At 63.2% G+C, this 23,140-nt stretch carries 21 protein-coding genes; 8 read left to right on the top strand and 13 right to left on the bottom strand.

All coding sequences use genetic code 11. The features are described from left to right. Positions 1-18: 18 nt before the first annotated feature. From H4I97_RS02705 to H4I97_RS02690, 4 genes are read right to left on the bottom strand one after another with little or no spacing between them, the layout of a single operon-like run. Entirely contained in the window at positions 19-570 is a 552-nt protein-coding gene (locus H4I97_RS02705) for a sarcosine oxidase subunit gamma (RefSeq protein ID WP_182306417.1), read from the bottom strand. Continuing rightward, the gene (locus H4I97_RS02700) at positions 563-3,556 is read right to left on the bottom strand and encodes a sarcosine oxidase subunit alpha (RefSeq protein ID WP_182306416.1); all 2,994 of its coding nucleotides are present in this window, start codon (positions 3,554-3,556) and stop codon (positions 563-565) included. Before H4I97_RS02700 ends, H4I97_RS02705 begins: the two co-directional genes overlap by 8 nt. Continuing rightward, positions 3,553-3,870 (bottom strand): sarcosine oxidase subunit delta, encoded by a 318-nt coding sequence (locus H4I97_RS02695; protein WP_182306415.1) that lies wholly within the window; start codon positions 3,868-3,870, stop codon positions 3,553-3,555. The genes H4I97_RS02700 and H4I97_RS02695 overlap by 4 nt, the downstream gene beginning before the upstream one ends. Before the next feature lie 18 nt (positions 3,871-3,888). After that, positions 3,889-5,142 (bottom strand): sarcosine oxidase subunit beta family protein, encoded by a 1,254-nt coding sequence (locus tag H4I97_RS02690; RefSeq protein WP_182306414.1) that lies wholly within the window; start codon positions 5,140-5,142, stop codon positions 3,889-3,891. A gap of 296 nt (positions 5,143-5,438) precedes the next feature. Between H4I97_RS02690 and rpsU the strand changes: the two genes are divergently transcribed. Together rpsU and H4I97_RS02680 are read left to right on the top strand one after the other, a co-directional pair. Beyond that, on the top strand, positions 5,439-5,666 hold the full coding sequence (rpsU, locus tag H4I97_RS02685) for a 30S ribosomal protein S21 (RefSeq protein ID WP_114364274.1): 228 nt from the start codon (positions 5,439-5,441) through the stop codon (positions 5,664-5,666). Between the two features lie 115 nt (positions 5,667-5,781). Continuing rightward, complete coding sequence (locus H4I97_RS02680; RefSeq protein WP_182306413.1) at positions 5,782-6,669, top strand: tetratricopeptide repeat protein; 888 nt, start codon at positions 5,782-5,784, stop codon at positions 6,667-6,669. A gap of 152 nt (positions 6,670-6,821) precedes the next feature. On the opposite strand, the gene H4I97_RS02675 is transcribed toward H4I97_RS02680, so the two are convergent. The 3 genes from H4I97_RS02675 to H4I97_RS02665 form a co-directional block, all read right to left on the bottom strand. Continuing rightward, entirely contained in the window at positions 6,822-7,046 is a 225-nt protein-coding gene (locus tag H4I97_RS02675) for an aa3-type cytochrome c oxidase subunit IV (protein WP_182306412.1), read from the bottom strand. A 153-nt stretch (positions 7,047-7,199) separates the two neighbouring features. Continuing rightward, entirely contained in the window at positions 7,200-7,961 is a 762-nt protein-coding gene (locus tag H4I97_RS02670) for an N-acyl amino acid synthase FeeM domain-containing protein (protein ID WP_182306411.1), read from the bottom strand. A 197-nt stretch (positions 7,962-8,158) separates the two neighbouring features. After that, complete coding sequence (locus H4I97_RS02665) at positions 8,159-10,459, bottom strand: EAL domain-containing protein (protein WP_182306410.1); 2,301 nt, start codon at positions 10,457-10,459, stop codon at positions 8,159-8,161. Between the two features lie 541 nt (positions 10,460-11,000). Here H4I97_RS02665 and H4I97_RS02660 point away from each other — a divergent pair. Further along, complete coding sequence (locus H4I97_RS02660; RefSeq protein ID WP_182306409.1) at positions 11,001-11,546, top strand: TRAP transporter small permease subunit; 546 nt, start codon at positions 11,001-11,003, stop codon at positions 11,544-11,546. A gap of 1 nt (position 11,547) precedes the next feature. Beyond that, positions 11,548-13,389, top strand: coding sequence for a TRAP transporter large permease (locus tag H4I97_RS02655; protein WP_182306408.1), 1,842 nt, complete (start codon positions 11,548-11,550; stop codon positions 13,387-13,389). Positions 13,390-13,519: 130 nt separating this feature from the next. On the opposite strand, the gene H4I97_RS02650 is transcribed toward H4I97_RS02655, so the two are convergent. Beyond that, complete coding sequence (locus tag H4I97_RS02650; RefSeq protein WP_182306407.1) at positions 13,520-14,626, bottom strand: TRAP transporter substrate-binding protein; 1,107 nt, start codon at positions 14,624-14,626, stop codon at positions 13,520-13,522. Positions 14,627-14,930: 304 nt separating this feature from the next. On the opposite strand from H4I97_RS02650, the gene H4I97_RS02645 reads away from it, so the two are divergent. Beyond that, positions 14,931-15,692 carry a gamma-glutamyl-gamma-aminobutyrate hydrolase family protein gene (locus H4I97_RS02645; protein WP_182306406.1) on the top strand — a complete coding sequence of 254 codons (762 nt, stop codon included), beginning with the start codon at positions 14,931-14,933 and terminating at the stop codon, positions 15,690-15,692. A gap of 12 nt (positions 15,693-15,704) precedes the next feature. On the opposite strand, the gene H4I97_RS02640 is transcribed toward H4I97_RS02645, so the two are convergent. The 3 genes from H4I97_RS02640 to H4I97_RS02630 form a co-directional block, all read right to left on the bottom strand. Continuing rightward, positions 15,705-16,673 (bottom strand): 2-hydroxyacid dehydrogenase, encoded by a 969-nt coding sequence (locus H4I97_RS02640; RefSeq protein WP_182306405.1) that lies wholly within the window; start codon positions 16,671-16,673, stop codon positions 15,705-15,707. A gap of 10 nt (positions 16,674-16,683) precedes the next feature. Then, positions 16,684-17,700, bottom strand: coding sequence for a LacI family DNA-binding transcriptional regulator (locus H4I97_RS02635; RefSeq protein ID WP_182306404.1), 1,017 nt, complete (start codon positions 17,698-17,700; stop codon positions 16,684-16,686). Positions 17,701-17,840: 140 nt separating this feature from the next. Next, on the bottom strand, positions 17,841-18,353 hold the full coding sequence (locus H4I97_RS02630) for a MarR family winged helix-turn-helix transcriptional regulator (RefSeq protein ID WP_182306403.1): 513 nt from the start codon (positions 18,351-18,353) through the stop codon (positions 17,841-17,843). Between the two features lie 98 nt (positions 18,354-18,451). Here H4I97_RS02630 and H4I97_RS02625 point away from each other — a divergent pair, with 98 nt between their 5' ends. From H4I97_RS02625 to H4I97_RS02615, 3 genes are all read left to right on the top strand, one after another. Continuing rightward, positions 18,452-19,243 (top strand): creatininase family protein, encoded by a 792-nt coding sequence (locus tag H4I97_RS02625; RefSeq protein WP_182306402.1) that lies wholly within the window; start codon positions 18,452-18,454, stop codon positions 19,241-19,243. A 114-nt stretch (positions 19,244-19,357) separates the two neighbouring features. Next, on the top strand, positions 19,358-20,446 hold the full coding sequence (locus tag H4I97_RS02620) for a CobW family GTP-binding protein (RefSeq protein ID WP_182306401.1): 1,089 nt from the start codon (positions 19,358-19,360) through the stop codon (positions 20,444-20,446). After that, positions 20,446-21,432: a WD40 repeat domain-containing protein gene (locus H4I97_RS02615; RefSeq protein WP_182306400.1), complete on the top strand. Its 987-nt coding sequence runs from the start codon at positions 20,446-20,448 to the stop codon at positions 21,430-21,432. Before H4I97_RS02620 ends, H4I97_RS02615 begins: the two co-directional genes overlap by 1 nt. A gap of 69 nt (positions 21,433-21,501) precedes the next feature. On the opposite strand, the gene H4I97_RS02610 is transcribed toward H4I97_RS02615, so the two are convergent. Further along, the gene (locus H4I97_RS02610) at positions 21,502-22,194 is read right to left on the bottom strand and encodes an OmpW/AlkL family protein (protein ID WP_182306399.1); all 693 of its coding nucleotides are present in this window, start codon (positions 22,192-22,194) and stop codon (positions 21,502-21,504) included. A gap of 331 nt (positions 22,195-22,525) precedes the next feature. Beyond that, complete coding sequence (locus H4I97_RS02605; protein ID WP_182306398.1) at positions 22,526-23,119, bottom strand: GNAT family N-acetyltransferase; 594 nt, start codon at positions 23,117-23,119, stop codon at positions 22,526-22,528. Positions 23,120-23,140 lie beyond the last annotated feature (21 nt).

The following is a 23,140-nucleotide window of genomic DNA, read 5'->3' as shown; positions in this document are numbered from 1 at the left end:
CGGCCTGCCCCGTTTTCGTCAGGCGGCAGCGTCTTCCGCTGCTTCTGCGAGCAGGCCGAAGGCATAGTCCGCAAACGAGCGCCAGCATTCGACGCGGAAGGTTTCCTCATCGACGCGATGAAGCACGATCTCGATCTTGCCGAGCACGGTGCGTGCGGCAGCTCCGACCGGGAAGGTCGCGAGGGACAGGTCGAGCGAGCAACCGCCGTTGAGTGTGTTTTCCGCACCCGGCCCCGAAACGATGATCGCGGTGTTGCGGTGGGAGACGTCAGTTGCGGCGTGCACCACGCCCGCCTCGGCACAGGCGGCCATCAGGCCGCCCTGTTCGTCGATCACCAGCCATTCGTCCGGCCCGAGCCAAAGCGCCGTGCGGCCCTTGGCTGAAGCCGACGTCTTCGGCTTGACCGGGAGCTTGACGCCGAGTGCCTTCGACAGACCGGCCACGGCATCCGCTCCCGCCCGCAGCGAGATACGCTCCGCCGGAACCGCCGGCGTCAGCCGGACGACCGTCGATCCGCCATGGGCGCCTTCCAGCACCGATTTCCGAGAAGCCGCCATGAGATCAGCCATGGATGCGTACCCCTTCCTTGTCAAAGAACACCATGTCCGTCACCTCGACGGCGATGGTCTTGTCGGCCATCGGAACATAGAGCGTTTCACCCATGCGGCTGCGCCCGCCTGCCACCATCGCGATCGCGATCGACCGGCCGGCATTCGGCGACCAGTAAGAGGAGGTGACATGGCCGAGCATGGTCATCGGCTTCGGCTGGTTCGGATCGGCGACGATCTGGCCGCCTTCCTCCAGCACCGTGTTCGGGTCCTTCGTCAGGAGGCCGACCAGTTGCTTGCGGCCTTCCATGACGAGATCCGGACGCTTCAGGCCGCGGATGCCGACGAAGTCCGTCTTCTTCTTGGAGACGGCCCAGGCGAGGCCGGCATCGTCGGGGGTCAACGTCCCGTCGGTGTCCTGACCGACGATGATGTAGCCCTTCTCGGCGCGCAGGACGTGCATGGTCTCGGTGCCGTAGAGGCACGCACCCATGCTTTCCGCCCGGTTCCAGACGGCTTCCAGGACCGATGCACCGTAATCCGCCGGCACGTTGATTTCGAAGCCGAGCTCACCCGTGAAGGAGACGCGGAAAAGACGCGTCGGTACTCCGCAGAACTTGCCTTCGGCGACGCTCATGTGCGGGAAGGCTTCGTTCGAGATGTCGATACCTTCGACGAAGGGGGCGATGATGTCGCGCGCCTTCGGTCCCTGCACCGCGATCACCGACCACTGTTCGGTGGTCGAGGTGAGCCAGACCTTCAGGTGCGGGAATTCCGTCTGCAGGTAGTCTTCCATGTGCTGGAGGACGCGCGGCGCGCCGCCGGTCGTCGTGGTGACGTGGAAGCGGTCCTCGGCGATGCGGCCGACGACGCCGTCGTCATAGACGAAACCGTCCTCGCGGGTCATGATGCCGTAGCGGGCCTTGCCCGGCTTCAGCGTGTCCCACGCATTCGTGTAGAGAAGGTTGAGGAAGGTCGCGGCATCCGGGCCGACCACCTCGATCTTGCCGAGCGTGGAGGCATCGAAGACGCCTGCCACGTCGCGAACCGTCTTGCACTCGCGGTTGACCGCCTGGTGCATGTCCTCGCCCGCTCGCGGATAGTACCAGGCGCGCTTCCAGTTGCCGACGTCCTCGAACTCGGCGCCTTGCGCCGCTTCGAAGAAATGCATCGGCGTCTTGCGGGTCGGATCGAAGAGATCGCCGCGCGAGTGGTTGATCAGCGTGCCGAAGGTCACCGGCGTGTAGGGCGCACGGAAGGTGGTGAGGCCCACCTGCGGGATCGGTCGGCCGAGCATTTCGGCCGCGATCGCCAGACCGTGCATGTTGGAAAGCTTGCCCTGGTCGGACGCCATGCCGTTGGTGGTGAAGCGCTTGATGTGCTCGATCGAGTGCATGCCCTCGCGCACGGCGAGGCGAATGTCCTTGGCACAGACGTCATGCTGGAAATCGATGAAGGCCCTGACGGTGGTGTCAGGTCCCGCCCCTTCCGCAGCGCCGATCATGCCGCCGGTCCAGTCGAAGGCGTTGCTGCCCGAAAACTGCACCGCGGTAGCACCGGCGGCACCCGCCGCCGCAGCCATCGCCGCACCGGCCGAGGATGCCTCGTCGAGGATCGCTTGCAGGTCGTCGGTGCCGTTGCAGTTGCCGACCGAGACGCAATCCTGCGCATAGACGTCCGGCAGGAAGCGGTCGTTCACGGCGTCGAACTTCAGCTTGCCACGCGACTGCGAGAACAGGTGCACCGACGGCGTCCAGCCGGCGGAAACGAGAAGCGCGTCGACCTCGATCTTGCGCGACGCACCGCCGCCGTTGCGGCGGACGCTCATCGACTTGATCCGGAGACGGCCAGCGGTGTCCACGACGCCGTGGCCGACCAGCACGTCGATGCCGAGTGAACGGGCTTCCGCTAGCACCTTCTCGCCGGGCTTGTCGCGGCAATCGACGATCGCGACGACGGAAACGCCGGCGCGCTTCAGGTCGAAGGCCGCTTCGTAGGCGGAGTCATGGGCGGTATAGACGCCGACTTTGGCGCCGACCGCGACACCGAAGTGGTTCAGATAGGTGCGCCCTGCTGCCGCCAGCATGATGCCCGGACGGTCGTTGTTGGCGAACACCATGTGCCGTTCGATCGAGCCGGTGGCGAGCACGACGCGCTTGGCGCGGACCTGCCACAGCCGCTCGCGCGGCAGCCCCTTCGCGGGCTTTGCGAGATGATCGGTCACGCGTTCGGCCAAAGCCACGAAATTGTGGTTGTAGTAACCGAAGGCAGTGGTGCGGGTGAGAAGGCGCACGTTCGGCATCGAGGCGAGCTTCGCTGCGACGGACTGTGCCCAGTCGTAGCCGTTCTGCCCGTCGACGATTGCCGAGGTGTCGTAGTGGAAAGCACCGCCGACTTCCGCCTGCTCGTCGCAGACGATCACCTTGGCACCGGCTTCAGCAGCCGAGAGGGCGGCAGCAAGACCGGCCGCCCCGCCACCGACCACGAGGACGTCGCAGTGGGCGTAACGGTTTGAATAGTGATCCGGATCGGCTTCCTTCGGCGCGACGCCGAGACCGGCGGCACGGCGGATGAAGGGCTCGTAGACCGAATGCCAGAAGCTCTTCGGCCACATGAAGGTCTTGTAGTAAAAACCGGCGGCGAAGAACGGCGAGGCGAAGTCGTTGATCTCGCCGATGTCGAAGGCGAGGCTCGGCCAGCGGTTCTGCGTGCCGATCTTCATGCCGTCGAAGACTTCCTGCACCGTCGCCCGCACGTTCGGCTGGCGGCGTGCGGCGTCGCGGCTGACGTCGAGCAGCGCGTTCGGCTCTTCCGGGCCTGCGGTCAGGATGCCGCGCGGACGGTGATACTTGAAGGAACGGCCGGCGAGATGCATGCCGTTGGCGAGCATCGCCGAGGCGACGGTGTCGCCTTCAATCGCCGTCAGGCTTCGGCCGTCGATGGTGAAGCGGGCGGTTCTGGCCGGCGTGAGACGACCCTTGCCGGGAATACGGTTGGCGCCGCTCATTTGGCAGCTCCCTTGTCTTGGCTGTTGAGAACGGCGGCGACGTCGGGCTTCGGTTCGCCGGCCTTGTAGGTCATCAGGAACTTGTCGCTCACGGTATCGCGCACCGCATTGAAGAAGCGGCCGCATCCATGGATGTGGCGCCAGCGTTCGAAGATGAGGCCCTTCGGGTTGACGCGCAGGAAGAAGTATTCGGCGAATTCCTCGTCGGAGACTTCGGCGATGTTGGCGGGGCGCACGATGTGGGCCTCGCCGGCGCCGCGGAATTCGAGCTCGGAGCGCTCTTCTTCACAATAGGGGCATTTGATCAGCAGCATGATGAGCGGTCCTCGATATCAGTGCGCCACGGCAGCGGCAGCCGCCTCGTCGATCAGGCGGCCGGTGCGGAACCGGTCAAGCGTCAGGCCGGCGGCGAGACGGTGCGGCTCGCCCCGCGCGATCAGATGCGCGAAGAGATTGGCGGAGCCCGGCGTCGCCTTGAACCCGCCCGTTCCCCAGCCGGCGTTGACGAAGAGGTTCGGAACCGGCGTCACGCTCTGGATCGGCGAACGGTCGGCGGTGTTGTCGGTGATGCCGCCCCACTGACGCATCATCTTGACGCGGCGGAACATCGGGAAGAGTTCGCAGATCGCATCGAGCGTATGGGTGATGATCTGCAGGCCGCCGGTCTGGGAATAGGAGTTATACTGGTCGGTGCCGGCACCGATGACGAACTCGCCCTTGTCCGACTGCGAGATGTAGGCATGCACCGAATTCGACATGACGACGCAGGGGAAGATCGGCTTCATCGGTTCGGAAACGAGCGCCTGTAGCGGCGTCGAATGGACCGGAAGCTTGATGTCGGCCATCGCCATGACGACGGAGGAATGGCCGGCGGCGGAGACACCGATCTTCTTGGCACCGATGAAGCCGCGGCTCGTGTCGACCCCCGTCACCTCGCCGTTCGGGCCGCGCCGGATGCCGGTCACTTCGCAGTTCTGGATGATGTGGACGCCACGGTCGGATGCCGCACGTGCAAAGCCCCAGGCGACGGCGTCGTGACGGGCGGTGCCGCCGCGGCGCTGCAAGGCCGCGCCGTTGATCGGGTAGCGCGCCGTCTTGGAGATGTCGAGCGGCGGGCAATAGGCCTTCGCCTGCTCCGGCGTCAGCCATTCGTTGTCGATGCCGTAGAGAGTGTTAGCATGCACGTGGCGCTTGAACGACTGCATGTCGTGGATGTTGTGCGACAGCATCATCACGCCGCGCGGCGAGTACATGACGTTGTAGTTGAGATCCTGGCTCAGCCCTTCCCAGAGCTTGAGCGAATGCTCGTAGATGTCCATGCTCTCTTCATAGAGATAGTTGGACCGTATGATCGTGGTGTTGCGCCCGGTATTGCCGCCACCGATCCAGCCGCGCTCGAGCACGGCAACATTGGTGATTCCATGTTCCTTGGCGAGATAGTAGGCCGCGCCCAGGCCATGGCCGCCGCCACCGATGATGATCACATCATAGGACGACCGGGGCTCCGGAGAGGTCCACTGGGCATCCCAGCCCTTGTGACCGCGCAGAGCCTCGCGTGCCACGGCAAAAACCGAATACTTGCGCATTTCGCCTCAAACTCCTGTAGTTCAGGCAATTGGGTAGGGCCTTACAAGTCGCAAATCAATATGGCTTGCGAGCGCCCTTTTGCGACGCATTGCCGCCCGGCTTTTGACATGGCCCGCCAAGACGGTGTTTCGCGGGATTTTTCTGCCCGCCGCACCTTCCCCCGTCTGGACTTTCCGAGCCCGATCTGCTATTCGACCGCCAAATCGTCAGGCCTGCGCCTCACGAAGCGATAGATTTTTCGCCGGCGATCTGCTCCGGCGAGGCCACAACTCTAAACCAAAGGAACGGGATAAACGTGCAGGTACTAGTCCGCGACAACAATGTTGACCAAGCGCTTCGCGCTCTGAAGAAGAAGATGCAGCGCGAAGGTATCTTCCGTGAAATGAAGATGCGCGACTATTATGAAAAGCCGTCGCAGAAGCGCGCTCGCGAAAAGGCCGAAGCCGTACGTCGCGTACGCAAGCTGGCCCGCAAGCGGATGCAGCGCGAAGGCCTGATCTCCGCCGGCCGTTCGGGTCGCTGATCCGTCGTTTTTTCGACGTTTTCCGATGTTCTAAGGGCGGGGGCGACAGGTCGCCACCGCTCTTTACATTTGTGAAGTCAAACACCTGCCCTCGTTACGGAAAGCATACCGGAAAATGGTCGTCACTTCTGTTTCCCTTCATGCCCTGGCACACAAGGTGGAGGAGCAGCACCGTGTGCGCTTCGGTTTCGTGCTCGGGACAGCGGCGATCGTTGCTGCCCTCGGGCTTTCGGGCTGCCAGTCGACTCCGACGACGAGCGACATGATCCGCATCGACCGCGCGCAGGGTTCAGAAGAGAACATCGCATCGCTCTCCGCCGTGATCGCGGCAAATCCGCAGGACCCCGAAAGCTATAACGTCCGCGGCTCCGCCTATGGCAGAGCCGGTGAATTCCGCAGGGCCGTCGACGACTTCAACACCGCACTGAAGCTCAACCCGAATTTCTATCAGGCCTATGCCAACCGCGCGCTTGTCCTGCGCAGCATGGGCAAGCCGGTAGAAGCGGCAAACGACTACAGCGCGGCGCTGCGCATCAATCCGAGCTACGACGTCGCCTATATCGGTCGCGGCAACATCTACCGCCAGGCGGGCCGGATCGACGAGGCCTTCAGCGATTTCAACAGAGCGATCGAACTCGACACCACCGATGGGCGCGCCTATCACAATCGCGGTCTGATCTACCAGCTTCGCGGGCAGCACGATAAGGCGATCGACGACTTCTCGAAGGCCATTTCGCTATCGCCGAGCTCGCCCGAGCCGCACAACGGCCGTGGTATTTCCTATCTCGCACTGAACAACGACGACAACGCTTTCGCCGACTTCAACCATGCCATCGAGCTCAACCCGAAGCTCGCCGAATCCTGGGCCAACCAGGCGCTCGTCTATGAACGGCGGGGTGACAAGGCGCGGGCAGCCAAGTCGTTCGCACATGCGCTGTCGCTCGATCCGAAGTACAAGCCGGCCGCCGACGGCCTCGCCCGCACGCGCGGCGCTTCGAGCTGATCTGCGGGGCGATTTGCCCCTTCCCGCTTTCCTGTCGCATAACAGGTCGTCCGTCGGCGTCTTCCTGACTCGGCCGCAGTACGCATTCGCCGAAAAGAAAAGGCCCCGCAGAGCGGAGCCTTTGCAAGCCGTGGCCGAAGGTCGGCGCGGTATCAGCGCGACATGTAAATCCCGGCAACCGTGAGCACGACGAAAAGGACCAGTCCGCCGAGGAAGCCGGCTGCGGTGAAGAAGCCCGCCGCCATCGCGATCATCAGGGCGGCGAGAACGACGGTGCCGTATTTCGCACCGGCGATGAAGAGATCGTAGGTCTTCTCATGCTCGGCATAGTTCATCGATGCGCCGGTTTCGACGGGTCCGGTATGGTGTTCGCTCATGATCTGTCTCCCCTTGAGGCGGCCGCGATTTGCTGATCGATGAAACTGTCGGCCGGAAACTCGGTTCCCGAGGCGGCAATCCATCGCTCTCCCTTTCGTCCGACTTATACCAAGCGCGTCGGAAGTGCAATCGGCTCGCAACTGGCGTTCCGGTCAAAAATGGATGCCGCTGACGGCTCCCTGGATCTGTCCCTCCGCAACGAGCCGCGCGGACGGGCGGATGGTCAGCGGCGGCAACCGCGCCTCGCCCTGTCGACCGAACATCAGCCGGCGTTCGTGCTCCCCGGAATCGAAGAAGGGATAGCGCTTGAGCAGCTTTGCGCCCGTCTTGTGCGTGTCGGTCGCGAGCAGGTTCAGCTCGAGCCCGTAGATTTCAGTCATGCGTCGCTCGATGATGGTGTCTGCGTAGAACACGCGCCTGTAGAAGGCCGAGTGGGCGGGGCGTACATGCTGCAGCACCCGATCCGCCTTGAAATAGGCGGCGGCGACGATGCTCGGGCGCAGCGTGATGTACGGGATCACCGGCAGTTCCGCGGCCACCTGCGGATCAGCGGCGAAACGCGCGGGATCGATGAGCGTCAGCCCCGCATCGAGGAAGTCGTCGATCGCATCCGGGAACACGCCCGAGGACTGGGAAACCGGGTGATCGGGCGTGACGTAGTGCAGCCGGATCGTGCTCACCAGTTCCTCGAAGTAGTAGACGCCGAAGACATAGGCGTGGTCATCGAAGTCGATGTCGTCCAGCAGTCTTGTGCCGCCGACGGGCAGGACATCAGCCGCCTTGTAGGCACGGTAGCGCAGCCGTTCGATGTCCCTGAAATCCTCCGCGCATTCGATTCGCCTGTATTCGACATGGTCGAGAAGCTGCATCAGTCGTCCGGAAAAGCTTTCCTCGACGGAGACATGTACATTCATCTGAAAATCTCTCGGTTAACGTTTCGTTAACCAAAGAATAGCAGTCGCCGGCAGTTTTCACAGTCTCCCCTGCGGAAATGCGCGAATTTTAACGAGATTTATGGTTAACGGAGGGCCGAAAAGGCAGCATACGGCGCAAGAAGAATCAAAAACCCTAAATTTGTACTGGTATATACTTTAGGACTTACTTTTGAACATCAGGCTGCGCCCGCGTTCCGTGCCGCCTTCGCGCTCATCTCCGCTCTCTCCGCCAGCAGGCTGACGGTCTCGGAAGCGACCGGCACCGAATAGACATAGCCCTGGATCAGATCGGCACAGTCATACTTCCGCAGCAGCGCGAGCTGATCTTCCGTCTCGACCCCTTCGATGACGATCTCGAGATCGAGCTGGCGAGACATCGTCACGATGCCGCGAAGCAGCCGGAAGCGGCGGGCATCCTCGGAGATGTCGCGGACGAAGGAGCGGTCGATCTTGACGACATCGACCGGCAGCGTGTCGAGATAGCTGAGGCTCGAGAAGCCTGTGCCGAAGTCGTCGATCGCGATGGTGATGCCATGCGCGCGCAACTGCTCCAGAATGAGCCGAACATTGGCGACTTCCTCGACGAGGCTTCCCTCCGTGACCTCGAGATGAAGCCTCGCGGGCGCAAGACCGGTCTCCTTCAGCGCATCCATCACCACGTCGATGATCACATCGTTACGCAGGTCGTGCTCGGAGAGATTGACCGACACGCTGATGTGTTGCGGCCATGTCGTGCAATCGCGGCATGCCCGCGTGATCATGAAGCGGGTGATCTCGGAGACGATGCCCATCTCCTCGGCGACATGGATGAACGTGTCGGGCGGGATTGCGCCGCGCTCGGGATGGGTCCAGCGCGACAGGGCCTCGCAGCAGTCGAGGCTCGATCCGTCGAGCCTGTACATGGGCTGGTAAACGACATCCAGGGAGCCGGCAGCCACCGCCGCCGCAAGATCCGTCTTGAGGCGCTGCCTCTCGACGTAGCGGGCGTCCATCTCCTGCGCGAAGACGGTGAAAACGCCCCTGCCGCGGGATTTCGACTCGTAAAGCGCCAGGTCGGCCTTGATCTGCCACTCTTCCATGCGGAGATTGGCGCTGTCCAGGATCACGGCACCGGCGCTGAACGAAACCGGCGTCATCAATCCCTCGACCTCGTAGTCGGCGCTTGCCGCCGCATGGAGCTCCCGCATTCTCGCCTCCAGGTCGGCGTCTCGCGCAACATTCGGGAAGAAGAGCGCAAAATGGTCGCCGACCAGGTGACCGACCAGAGCCTCGCGACCGGCGAGCGCCTGAAGCCGGTTTGCGATCGCCACCAGCAGCCGGTCACCTGCGAGGTGTCCGCGCATGTCGTTGACGTGCTTGAGATCCGCGACGTCGAGAACCATGAAGCCCACCTCGCCGGGTTGCCGGCGCCTGGCGAGTTCGTCCTTCACCAGTTCGGAGAAGTAGTTGCGATGCGGCAGTCCCGTCAGCGCGTCGAAACGGACCATATGCAGGATCTTCCGGTCGGCACGAACGCGCGCGGTGACATCCTCGAAGATCAGCACGACGCCACCTTCCGGCCGGCGCGTTGCGGAAAACTCCAGGATCATGTCCTCGGAAAACTGCATGACGGCGCGGGAGATCGTCCCGTCCGTCAGCTGGGAGAGCTGCTTCTGGATCAGTCCCGGCATAGAACCGTCGATGAACGCGTGGCGCGTACCGTAGCGCAGGACGACGTCGAGGTCGCAGTTCTTGAGCTGACTTCGGTCTCCGAGGTGAAGGAGTTCGCAAGCCTTGCGGTTGATGACCTCGATCCGGTTGTCCGGGTCCAGCATCAGGAGCCCGTGCGTCATGTTGTTCAGCGCCGTGTCGAAACTGCCGGCGATCTTCTTCATCTCCTGGGAGGCGACCACGTTCTCGTAGAGGAATTCCCGGACACCGGTCGCCATGGACTGGGTCGTGAGCATGAACGGGATCAGCATGATCGACAGCAGCAGCTTGTAGGGGTCGCCGGAGAACATCGCGCCGACGATGATCGGCAGGCAGGCGGCCATGGTCTGCAGGCTGACGGCCATCCGCGAGCCGTAGTTGCGTCCGACCACCGAGACCATGGAAGCCAGGGTGACCGCCACGCAGGCCAGTTCCACGAAGGTGTCCTCGAAGAAGAGTATGGCGTAGCCGCAACCGATACCGAGGATCGCCGCGGTCGACGCCGCTCCGACGACGTACCGAAGCTCCCAGCGGGCTATCTCCTGGCGACTCCACAGCGTCTTGTCGGCCTTGCTGAAGCGGGCGAAAAGCCGGATCCGGTGCGCGAAAACGACGAGGAAAGCGATCGAAAGCCCGATATAGAAGAGATCCCGCGTCTTATGGTAGACGGCCATATAGGTCAGGATATGGGCCGCCATCCCGACGAAGAGCGTCCGGCGATTGCCGAACAGGGACTCGACGAAGGACAGATAGACGTCCGTCGGCACAGCTGCACTTCGAGCCTTCATCCAGGGAGCCTCCTCCGCGACGGAACGGTATAAAGAAGAAATTAAGATTTGATTGCACAAGCATGAACGATTCTCCGCAGTCCAGTGCCCGTGGGACGCGTATCCGGCAACACTTCAGCTGGACGCGACGTGATGAGAGCCCCGGCACAAAGGCCGCCACTCCAAGGCAACCCCTCAAATCTCACCGGAATCGCTTTAGCCTTTAGTCTAATTTCAAAGCGGGACCCACGCCGCCACGACAATATATATTAACAAACACTAATTAATTGCGGAATTTTCTCATTCACACCGCCGACTGTGCCATATCCGCCCAAAACTGTATAGATCGCCAACGTTCCCAACCATTTGACGCGGATCAATGGCCGGATCCGGCGTAGACCTCTGCACAGATGCGGCTGTGGACGGATCATGTACCGGTTGGTCGGCTTGCGGGCTCCGCCGGCACGCACCGCCCTCCTTTCCCAAGCCGGACCATGGCGCGGTTGCGCCATTCCCACCTGTGTTCTATGGGAAATTACAGGTTTCAGGGAGAAAAACCGACATGTCCTTACTATTGGCGATCAGCCGCTTGATCGATGCGATCAACGGCGCAATCGGACGTTGGGTGTCATGGCTGCTGCTTGCCGCCGTCCTCATCAGCGCAGGTAACGCCGTCGTCCGCAAGATGTTCGACATCTCGTCGAATGCCTGGCTCGAACTGCAGTGGTATCTCTACGGCACGGTGTTCATGCTCGCCGCCGCCTATGCGCTGCTCAAGAACGAGCATATCCGCATCGACATCGTTTCCGGCGGCTGGAGCAGGAGGACGCGCAACTGGATCGACCTGATCCTGCACACCATCTTCCTCGTTCCGTTCTCCTTCCTGATGACCTGGCTCGCCTGGCCGTGGTTCTGGAATTCCTACCGAATCGGCGAAATCTCGTCGAGCGCGGGCGGCCTGATCGTCTGGCCGGCGAAAGCCGCCGTTCTCGTCGGCTTCCTTCTCCTGAGCGCACAGGCGGTGTCCGAGATCATCAAGCGCGCGGCGATGGTGTTCGGCTACGTCAAGGATCCGGCCGAAGACAGCCTCGAAGTGACGGGACACTGACATGATCGATTTCATCGCCCACAATCTCGCTCCGATCATGTTCAGCTCGGTGATGCTGATGCTGCTGCTCGGCTATCCCGTGGCCTTCACCCTCGCTGCAGGCGGCCTGATCTATTTCGCAATCGGCGTCGAACTCTCGGCGATCTCCCCCGAGATCCGGCTGTTCTGGCCGCTCCTACAATCCCACCCTGACCGCATATACGGCGTGATGTACAACGACACGCTGTTGGCCATCCCCTTCTTCACCTTCATGGGCCTGATCCTCGAGCGATCGAGAATGGCCGAGGACCTGCTCGACACAATCGGACAGCTGTTCGGTCCGGTCCGTGGCGGCCTCGCCTATGCGGTCATCCTCGTCGGTGCCCTGCTCGGAGCCACCACGGGCGTCGTCGCCGCCTCTGTCATGGCGATGGGCCTGATCTCGCTGCCGATCATGCTGCGCTACAACTACAATCGCCCGCTGGTCGCCGGCACGATCGCCGCCTCGGGCACGCTGGCGCAGATCGTTCCGCCCTCGCTCGTGCTGATCGTGATGGCCGACCAGCTCGGCCGCTCTGTCGGCGACATGTATGTCGGCGCACTCTATCCGGCGATCCTGATCGTCGGCGCTTACTGCACCTACATCTTCGCCGTCTCGCTTTTCCGGCCGCAATGGGCCCCGGCCCTGCCGCTGGAGGCGCGTACCCTCGGCGGCGGCGTCACTTCGCTCCTGGTGATGATGGCTGTGGCGGCAGTGCTTTATTTCGTCGGGCATGAGTACCTGTTCACAGGCATCGCAAGCCCTGACTGGCGCCTGGTCGCAGCCCTCGCCTTCGGCGTCGTCGCAGTCTATCTCGTCGCACTCGCCAACCGGCAGTTCAACCTCAACCTAATCTCGCGGCTCGCGCAGCAGGTCATCATCGTCCTGATCCCGCCGCTTGCACTGATCTTCCTGGTGCTCGGCACGATCTTCCTCGGCATCGCGACACCGACGGAAGGCGGCGCCATGGGCGCCACCGGCGCACTGATCATGGCCGCCCTCAAGGGACGCCTGTCGCTCGGAACGCTCAAGCACTCTCTCGATGCCACGACGAAGCTCTCCGCCTTCGTGATGATGATCCTGATCGGCGCCCGCGTCTTCGGCCTCACCTTCTACGGCATCAACGGCAATATCTGGATCGAGGAACTGCTGACGGGACTTCCGGGCGGCGAATACGGCTTCCTGGTCGTCGTGACGATCATCGTCTTCATTCTCGGCTGCTTCATCGACTTCTTCGAGATCGCCTTCATCATGGTGCCGCTCCTGGCGCCGGTCGCGGACAAGCTCGGCATCGACCTCGTCTGGTTCGGCGTCATTCTCGGCATCAACCTGCAGACGTCGTTCCTGACGCCGCCCTTCGGCTTCTCGCTGTTCTACCTGCGCTCCATCGCGCCGGCAGGACGCTGGAAGGACGAGGTGACCGGCAAGATGATGGACGGCGTCAGGACGCTCGACATCTACAAGGGTGTCCTGCCCTACATCGTGATCCAGTTCATAATGATCATCGTTGTCATCGCCTTCCCGGGCCTCGTCATGCGCTACAAGGCGGGCGTGGAAACGATCAACCCCGACGACGTCAAGATCGAGATTCCGGGCTTCGGTCAGGGCGGGGGCATGTCGCTGCCGCCCCTCGGCCAGGACGGTGGGACCGGCGCACCGAATTTCGGTCTGCCGCCGCTCGGCGGCACCGGATCGCAAGCGCCATCGATGGGCCTGCCGCCGCTCAATCTCGGCGGCGAGCAACCTGCGATACCGGCACCGGCCCCTGCCCCGGGTGCCGCAAGCCCCGGCATGGATCTGAGCCAACCTCCGGTCATCAAGTAGGAAAACGCGAAACGGCGCCCGCGAGGCGCCGCCGTTTCTTTCTCTGGACTGCACTTCCCGCATGTCACGACAAAAAGAAGAGCCCCGGGATCGCTCCCGGGGCTCGGCATGTGAGCTTGCGAACCGGAGCTTAGAGCTTGCCGGCGCGCTGCTGGATCATCATGAAGGTATCGAAGGTGTACTCGCCGAGCTGAGCCCAGAGGTAGGCATCCTTCTTGAACGCCAGCTGATCGTCGTAGACCTTCTTGAAGTGCGGGCTCTGGGCCGACAGGTCCGCGTAGATCCCGACGGCAGCCTGGTAGCAGGCTTCCAGGATTTCCTGGCTGAACGGGCGCAGCACCGTTCCCTCGGCGACGAGCTGCTTCAAGGCCGGCGGGTTCTTGGCGTCGTACTTCGCCATCATGTTGGTGTTGGCGAATGCGCAGGCGTCCTGCAGGATCGCCTGGTAGTTCTTCGGCAGGTTGTTGAACTTCTCGAGATTGAAGAAGCCGTGAACAACCGGGCCGGCTTCCCAGAAGCCCGGATAGTAGTAGTACTTGGCAACCTTGTGGAAGCCGAGCTTCTGGTCGTCATAGGGACCGACGAACTCGGCCGCATCGATCGTACCCTTTTCGAGCGCCGGATAGATGTCGCCGCCGGCGAGCTGCTGCGGCACGACGCCGACCTTCTCCAGCACCTTGCCGGCGAGGCCGGCGATACGCATCTTCAGACCCTTGAGATCATCGACGGTGTTGATTTCCTTACGGAACCAGCCGCCCATCTGAACGCCCGTATTGCCCGCCGGAAGGCCATAGAGACCCTGCGTGGCATAGAATTCGTTCATCAGCGTGTTGCCGTTGCCCTGGTAGAACCAGGCGTTCGACATGCGCGCATTGAGGCCGAAGGGAATGGCGGTGCCGAACGCGAAGGTCGGTTCCTTGCCCCAGAAATAATAGGACGTGGTATGGGCCGCTTCGACGGTGCCGGCTGACACTGCATCGACGGCCTGGAGACCGGGCACGATTTCACCGGCAGCGAAGACCTGGATATTGAAATTGCCGTCGGTCGCTGCTGCGACGCGCTCGGCGATATCGGTCGCACCACCGAAAATGGTATCGAGCGACTTGGGGAACGAAGACGTCAGGCGCCAGGTGATCTTCGGATTTTCCTGGGCAATGGCCGGTGCAGCCAGAACGGTGGACGCAGCAACGCCTGCACCCGTTACCCCGGCCTTCTTGATGAATGAACGACGATCCATAAAAGTAAAACCTCCCTTTAGACCTGCCCCGACAGGAAAGCTCCCTCACCCACCGAGCAGCAGTCCCCGCGAGATAACCATTTTGGATGAACCCTTTCAAGCGCTTGGGCAATATTCTTTCGACCTATAACGGTTGCCAGTTCCGACAATTTCGTTTCTCCACGGAAATGCTGGATATCTCCTGCGTCCACCCGCCTTTTTTGCCGGGTTCCGCCGCCGCAACAGCCTCGGAAAGACTATTGACTTCTCTCGCCGGAGCACGTCAGAAATCGCAAATTACATCCGCTCTTATCCGGAGACCACGATGCCGAAGCCGATCATCGCCATTCCCGCCGATATCCGGGAGTTCGACGGCACCGTCTGGCACGCGGCACAGAATCAATACGTCCGTGCAGCGCTGAAGGTCGCCGACGTGATGTCGTTCATCATTCCGGCCTTCGAGGAGGGCAACGACACGGACGCACTACTCGACCGCGTGGACGGCCTGCTGGTCTCCGGCTCCGCGACGAACGTGCATCCCTCCCTCTATGGCGCGGAGGCGAAGGAGAGCGACGGGCCGTTCGATCCGGCACGCGACGCGACGACACTGCCTCTCATCCGCCGGGCACTCGAGCGCGGCATTCCGCTTCTGGCGATCTGCCGCGGCATACAGGAGCTCAATGTTGCGCTCGGCGGAACGCTCGCGACTGAAATCCACGAGCAGCCCGGCATCTGGGACCATCGCAAGCCGGCCGACGTCGAACGCGACGTCGCCTTCTCGATCCGCCAGGACGTGATCGTCGCCGAGGGCTCCTGCATCGCCCGCTATCTCGGCGCCGGCAAGGTCAAGGTCAACTCGCTGCATCGCCAGGCGATCTCGACGACCGCACCCGGCCTGCAGGTGGAAGCCGTGGCGGAAGACGGCACGATCGAGGCCGTTTCCGTGATTGGTGCCCGCGGCTTCGCCGTCGGCGTGCAATGGCATCCGGAGTACTGGGCCGAGACCGACAAGCCCTCCCGTGCCCTTTTCGAGGCCTTCGGCGAGGCCGTGCGCACCTATGCGAGCGCGCGGGCGCTCACTGCGTGAGGCGGTAAACCGCTACTTAACCGGCTGCGGCGTCTCCGGCACCGGTGTCAGCACCCGGCCGGTCTCAAACCAGGAAAACAGGTTGTCGACGACCAGATCCGCCATGGCGTTGCGCGTCGGTACAGAGGCCGAGGCCACGTGCGGCATCAGCGAGACATTCGGGAAGGCGAGCAGTTCCTCCGGTACGCGCGGCTCGTCCTGGAAGACGTCGAGGCCGGCGCCGGCGATTGTGCCGCTGCGGAGCGCTTCGATCAACGCCTCCTCATCGACCGTCCAGCCGCGGCCGACATTGATCAGGACGCCGTTCGGGCCGAGAGCCGAAAGCACGTCCGCGTTGATCGCCTTGAAGGTTTCCGGCGTCTTCGGAACGATCGAGATCAGCGTGTCGACCGCCTCGGCAAGCGCCGTCAAGGACGGGAAATAGCCGTAGCCGAGGTCGGTTCGCGGGCGGCGGGTGTGATAGCTGATCCTGACCTTGAAGGGTTCGAGCCTGCGCGCGATTTCGCGCCCGATGCGACCGAGCCCGTGAATGCCGACATGCCGTCCCTTGAGCGAGAGCGGAGAAAGCGGAAAAGGCCCTTCCCGTTCCCATCGGCCCTGGCGCAGCCAGGTTTCCGCCTGCGGCAACTGGCGGACGGTGTTGATGAGCAGGGCGACGGCGGTGTCGGCAACCTCGTCGTTCAGCACGTCCGGCGTGTTGGTGACGAGGATCCCGCGCCCCGCTGCCTCTGCGACGTCCACTGCGTCATAGCCGACGCCGAAGCTCGAGATCACCTGGAGATTGGGGAGCCGGGCAATCCAGCGCCCCGGCAGGGCGCCGGAAACGGCGACGCCGCGGACGCGGGCCGCTTCGACCTCGCCGAGTTCCAGATCCGGCCCATGCGGCACGCAGAGAACGTCGAAACGCTCTGCGAGCCTGTCGGTGACCCTCGGATTGATACGGCCGGGCACGAGGATGGTCGGGCGCGGCTGTATCGCCATGGTCTGCTCCTTATCGCTTGATGGGGCCGGTCGACTGGCGGATGCGCATTTCCGGCTTGATGAGATGGATGCCGTCCGGCTCGTGATTGCCCGCCAGTTTATCGAGAAGCGCGCGAGCCGCAAGCCTTCCGACCTCCGCCTGTCCGTTCCAGACCGTCGTCAACGCCGGCGTCGCGATCGACGCCTCCTCGAGGTCGTCGTAGCCGGTGACCGAAATATCCTTGCCGGGGACGAGGCCGGCACGCGCAATGCCGTTCATCAGGCCGATCGCCACGAGGTCGTTCCAGCAAACGGCCGCGGTCGGTTTCTGCGGCAACGAAAGGAAGTGCACGGCCGCCTCGAAACCACCCTGCTTGGTGCGCGGCCCCGGGATGCGCAGCGCCGGATCGACTTCGATGCCCGCCTTGCGCAGCGCGTTGACATAGCCCTGGTAGCGGTCGCGGCCGGTCGACGTCTGGTCGGTGCCGCCGATCATCGCAATGGTCCGGTGTCCGAGACCGATCAGGTGGTTGGTGGCGAGTGAGATGCCGTAGCTGTCGTCACCGCGATAGGTCGGCAGATCGAGGCCCTCCATCGAGCGGGCGATCAGGATCGCCGGCATGCCGTTTTCCTCCGCCAGCATGACGTCCTCTTCCGGTGTGCCGATCGCCGGCGACATGATGACCCCGTCGCCGCCGAGCTGCAGCAGCGTCTCGATGAACGTCCGCTGCTTTTCGACGGAATCGTAGTGATTGGAGAGGATGAAGGTATGGCGGCTTCGATCGAGCTCACTTTCGATGGCCTTGAGAATCTCGCCGTAGAACGGGTTCATGATGTCGTGCACGACGACGCCGATGATCCCGGAACGCGATGTCCGGAGGCTGGCCGCGCGGCGATTGTAGATATAGCCCAGATGACGGGCCTGTTCCTTGATCTTCTCGCGCGTATCGACTGCGACCAGCGGGCTGTCGCGCAGGGCCAGCGATACGGTAGCGGTCGACAGACCGAGAGACTCGGCTATCGTGGAGAGCTTCACTTTTTGAGCCACGTGTCCTCCCGGGGCGATCGCGTTCGCTCGCGGTGGAAACCGTCTCCCTCTCCCGCGATTAAACGTTTTAATTAAACAATTTAATTGCGGATTTCAATTGCTGTTTTCGCGTGCGAAAAGGGCCTCGCTCCTGCGGACCTTCAACGCTTGCCGATGGCGGCCTGCAGGTTCTCCTCGACCGCGAGGAGCAACCGCGACAGCGTCTTGGCCTCCTTGCCGGAAAGGCCCTGGAGCGCCTGCCGCTCGCACGCCTCCGCTGCGGCGGCGATGCGCTCGAGGCTGGCGCGACCGCCGTCGGTGAGAAAGACCTTGGTGAGACGGTGGTCGAGCGCGTCCGACCGCCGTTCGACGAAACTCTGAGCTTCCATGCGGCCGATCGTGCGGGTCATGGTGGGCGCCTTGACGCCGAGCTTCTGGGCAAGCGCCCCCGGCGTTAGCCCGTCTTCATCGGCGAGCGCCTGGACGACGCCGTCCTGGCCGGCATAGAGCCCGCAGTCGGCGAGATTGCGGGAGAGAAGCGTCCTGAGCGACCTGGCCGCTTGCGTGACAAGCGGTGCAAAGGCGGCATCTGCGGTTTCGCGGGCAGCCTCCTTCTTCCGCCCGGCCTTGTCTTTCTTGCCGCTCTTCTTGTCTGACTTGTCTTTCTTCGCCATCTCTATGCTCCGGGAGTGCTCGCCGCCTGCGGCATGATAAGCCGGCTAATCTTTACAACGCATTGAAACGCCGTCCGCAGATCGGATAAAGTCCCGGAATGTCCCGACCCCACCGCAACTTTGCCGAAAACTATCCGACGCTCTCACCGGAAGAACGCCGCGACTGGATCGCCGTCCTGCCGCTCGGCGCACACGAGCAACATGGCCCGCACCTGCCTTTCGAGACGGATCGCCTGATCGTCGAGGGGATCGTCGAGAGGCTGATCGCCGCCCTCCCCGCCGACCTGCCCGTCACCTTCCTGCCGGTGGAGCCGGTCGGCTATTCCGTCGAGCACATGGATGTTCCCGGGACGAGAAGCCTCGGCTATGGCGAAGCCATCGAGCGCTGGCTTTCCATCGCCGGCGATCTGGCGCAACAGGGTATCCGCAGGTTCGTGATGCTGAATGCCCACGGCGGCAATTCTCCGCTGATGACGATCGTCGCCACCGAAGCGCGCGTGCGCTTCGACATGCTGGCGGTGGCGACGAGCTGGACCCGCTTCGGCGTGCCGGAAGGCGTCGTCACACCTGAGGAAAAGGCCATGGGCATCCACGGCGGCGATATCGAAACCTCGGTGATGCTGGCCCTTCATCCCGGCAAGGTCGACATGACGCGGGCCGCCGACTTTCCCTCCCGGCAGGCCGACTACGCCCAGCGTTTCACCCATCTGCGCGCCTACGGTCCCCATGCCTTCGGCTGGAAAATGGCGGACCTCACCCCCCAAGGGGTGACCGGCAATGCGGCGGCGGCAACGGCGGAAAAGGGTGAACGGCTGATCGCTCATGCAGTCCATGGACTCGTCGAACTGCTGCACGACGTTCACGCCTTCGACGTCAACGAACTGCGCTAGAGCCGCAGGAGCAGGCTTCGCCAACAAAGCCTTTGAACTGTCGCACGCCGCAGCCTATATGAACTCAACCGCACCGGGGGCGCCTGTCCGCCCAGTTCACCCATCGAGGTTCCCATGTCCGAAGTTGCAGCGAAACCCATTCCCGTCACCGTGCTCACTGGCTATCTCGGCGCCGGCAAGACGACCTTGCTGAACCGCATCCTCTCGGAAAACCACGGCAAGAAATACGCCGTCATTGTCAACGAGTTCGGCGAGATCGGCATCGACAACGATCTGATCGTCGAGTCCGACGAGGAAATCTACGAAATGAACAACGGCTGCGTCTGCTGCACCGTGCGCGGCGACCTGATCCGTGTGGTCGAAGGGCTGATGCGCCGCCCCGGCCGCTTCGACGGCATCATCGTCGAGACGACCGGCCTTGCCGATCCCGTGCCGGTCGCCCAGACCTTCTTCATGGACGACGATGTCCGTTCGAAGACCGAACTCGACGCCGTCGTGACCCTCGTCGACGCCAAGCATCTGCCGCTCCGGCTGAAGGACAGCCGCGAGGCCGAGGACCAGATTGCCTTTGCCGACGTCGTCGTCGTCAACAAGGCCGATCTCGTGAGCCACGACGAGCTTCATCGCATCGAGGATATCGTCCATGCGATCAACCCGTCGGCCCGCGTCTACACGACAACGCGCTCGGGCGTCGACCTCGCGAAGGTGCTGAACCAGGGCGCCTTCAATCTCGAGCGCGCGCTGGAGAACGACCCGAGCTTCCTCGACCATGACGATCCGGACCATGTCTGCGGTCCGGACTGCGATCACGACCATGGCCATCACCACCATCATGACCATGATCACGACCATCACGGGCACGACCACCACCACCACGATCACGGCCCGTCCGCCATCCACGACGTGACGGTCACCTCGATCTCGCTGCGCGGCGGCGAGATGAACCCGGACCGCTTCTTCCCGTGGATCCAGAAGGTCACCCAGACCGACGGCCCGAACATCCTCCGCCTCAAGGGCATCATCGCCTTCAACGGCGACGAGGAACGCTATGTCGTGCAGGGCGTGCACATGATCATCGAGGGTGATCACCAGCGCCCTTGGAAGGACGGCGAGAAGCGCGAGACCCGCCTCGTCTTCATCGGCCGCGATCTCGATCGCGAGAAGCTCGAAAAGAGCTTCCACGCCTGCGAGGCCGCCTCCTGATGCCAACGGTCGCCCCTCTCGATATCGAAGGCCACGTCGTCACTGCCGCCTTTCTCGGAGACATACCCTTTTTCGCCGCCGCGTCCGGCGCCATCCACCGCCTGGACGGTGGCGACAAGGTGACCGAGGCCCATAAGGGGCTACTCACATGCGTGAAGGACCACGCCAGCCAGACGCTGGTGACCGGCGGCGAAGACGGCAAGGTTCTGAGGATTGCCCATGACGGAAGCGTCAGCACGCTTGCCGAGGTGCCGCGCAAGTGGATTGCCGTCGTTGCTGCCGGGCCGCAGGGCGCTGTCGCTTATGCGCACGGCAAGTCCGCCTTCGTGCGGCTGGCCGACGGAACGGTGAAGGAGTTCACCGAACAGCGGACGGTCGAAGGCATCGACTTTGCGCCGAAGGGGCTGCGGATCGCGCTTGCCCGCTACAACGGCGTCTCGCTTCACTGGGTCGGCACCGCCGGCACGCCGGTCGATCTCGAATGGAAGGGTGCCCATACCGGCGTCACCTTCTCGCCGGACGGCCGCTTCGTCGTCACCACCATGCAGGAAAGCGCGCTTCACGGCTGGAAGCTCGACGGCAAGCCCAACGAGAGCCGCCACATGCGCATGACCGGCTATCCGGCCAAGGTCAAGTCGCTCTCCTGGTCGCCCAAGGGCAAGTGGCTCGCCTCTTCCGGCGCACCGGCGGCAATCGTCTGGCCTTTTTCCGGCAAGGACGGCCCGATGGGCAAGGCGCCGCTCGAGCTCGGCACGCGCGCCAACATCCTGGTGACCAACGTCGCCTTCCACCCCGCAGACGAGGTCCTCGCCATCGGCTTCATCGACGGCATGATCCTCGCGGTCCGCGTCGCCGACGGCAAGGAGGCGCTGCTGCGCCGACCCGGCAAGGGCGCCATCACCTCGATGGCGTGGAGCGCCAACGGCAAGCTGCTCGCCTTCGGCTCCGAGGCCGGAGACTGCGGCGTGGTGGATATTTCGGGCTAACGCTTCAACAAGCACGCACAAAAAAAGCGGCCGCGGGAAAGGTCCCGCGACCGCCATCGATGGCGTGACTTAGAAGCGGTAAGTCACACCACCGCCGATGAGCCAGGGATCAAGCTTGGCGTTGCCGGTCAGGTCTGCACCGCCGACGGTGACGTCGAAGTCCGGACGCAGGAAGATCTTCTTGACGTCGAAGTTGACGCCCCAGTGTTCGTTGATCATGTAGTCGAAGCCGGCCTGCAGGGCGAAGCCGAAGCTGTCCTTGACATGCAGGTCAGTCGCGCTGTCGGCATCCTGGTTGTAGAAGATCGTGTAGTTCACGCCGGCGCCGACATAGGGCTTGAAGGCGCCGAAATCCGTGAAGTGATACTGCAGGGTGAGCGTCGGGGGCAGAACCCAGGTGCTGCCGATGCGGTCGAGGCCGGCGAGCGAGCCTTCGCCGTAGATGCCGGCCCAGGTGGTGCCGAGGATGAGTTCGGCGGCCAGATTGTCGGTGAAGTAATAGGTGATGTCGAGTTCGGGGATAACCGAGTCGCTATAGGAGAGATCCGAGCCGGCGACACCGTCGACCGAGCCTTCGTCATTGGTAATGACGCCAAGCCCGCGCACGCGGATCTGCCACGGGCTGACAGCGCCGATGTCCTCGGCAGCCGGGGTGGGCTCGACTGCGGGCATCAGGTCCGCCGCGCCGGCCGCCTGGGCGAACAACAGAATTGCAGTGGTTGCGGCAAGAGCGCTGATCCGCCTTGTGCAAGTGGTGGTCATGGGGTCTCTCCTTAGTCAGTCGTTTGGCCTGAAGCCATGCCGCCGACTATCCCCCACGCACACCGCTGCCGGTTGCGCCAGATCAATACTTCACATGTTAATCAAATGCCGAAAATCGATCGATCAACACTGTGACATTTTTACAATGAAAAACTTGACGAAAGGCATATTCCCTTGGAGAATCTGCGACTTAACGACGCGCTGTGCGCTGCCTTCCAACGACAAACCCACGGCACCGCTCAGCGGTTCTGCAACCGGAAGCTCGCACGCGGAACGCGAATCAGCCCGCAGGGAAGCGCGAATGGAACGCGCCGGGGGCGGTAGTGCCGGATCAGGCCCTCTGCCGCCGTCCCGTCCGTGGCAGCTTGCGGCCGCTGCCGACGACCATGCCGGCCGCCGCGTCGAGCCAGCCGGATTTCAGGTCCAGTGCCAGGAACCGCTCGCGGGCAAACGGCCCCGGCATGACGAGGTGCCGCGTCTTCTCGGCAAGAAAACCGAAGCGCTGGTAGTAGAGCGCGTCGCCGACAAGCAGGATGGCCCCGTGGCCACGGGCCTTCGCTTCCGCGATCGCTGCGCGCATCAGTGCCGAGCCGATCCCCTTGCCCTCGTGGGCACAGTCGACGGCGAGCGGCCCGAGCAGGAGTGCATCCACTGGCCGGCCATTGCCGTCGACACCGGCCTCGACGTTCCACAGCCGCACGGTGCCGATCAGGTGACCGTCCACATCGCGGGCGACGAGGGCGAGCCCTTCGGCCGGAACACGGCCGCGGCGGATCTTCTCCGACGACTTCTTGCGGCGATCGGCGCCCATCGTCCTGTCGAGCAGCATCTCGCGCGCCACGACGTCGGCCGGCGTTTCGTTTTCGATGACGAAGGTCGGTGCCGGCGCGAAGAACGCGCGCACCGTGTCAAGAACAGTGGCCATATCGACCTCCCATCCTAAGAG

The sequence above is a fragment of the Ciceribacter thiooxidans genome (genome assembly GCF_014126615.1).
Taxonomy (GTDB): Bacteria; Pseudomonadota; Alphaproteobacteria; order Rhizobiales; family Rhizobiaceae; genus Allorhizobium; species Allorhizobium thiooxidans.
This window is presented reverse-complemented; position numbering and strand designations above follow the sequence as displayed.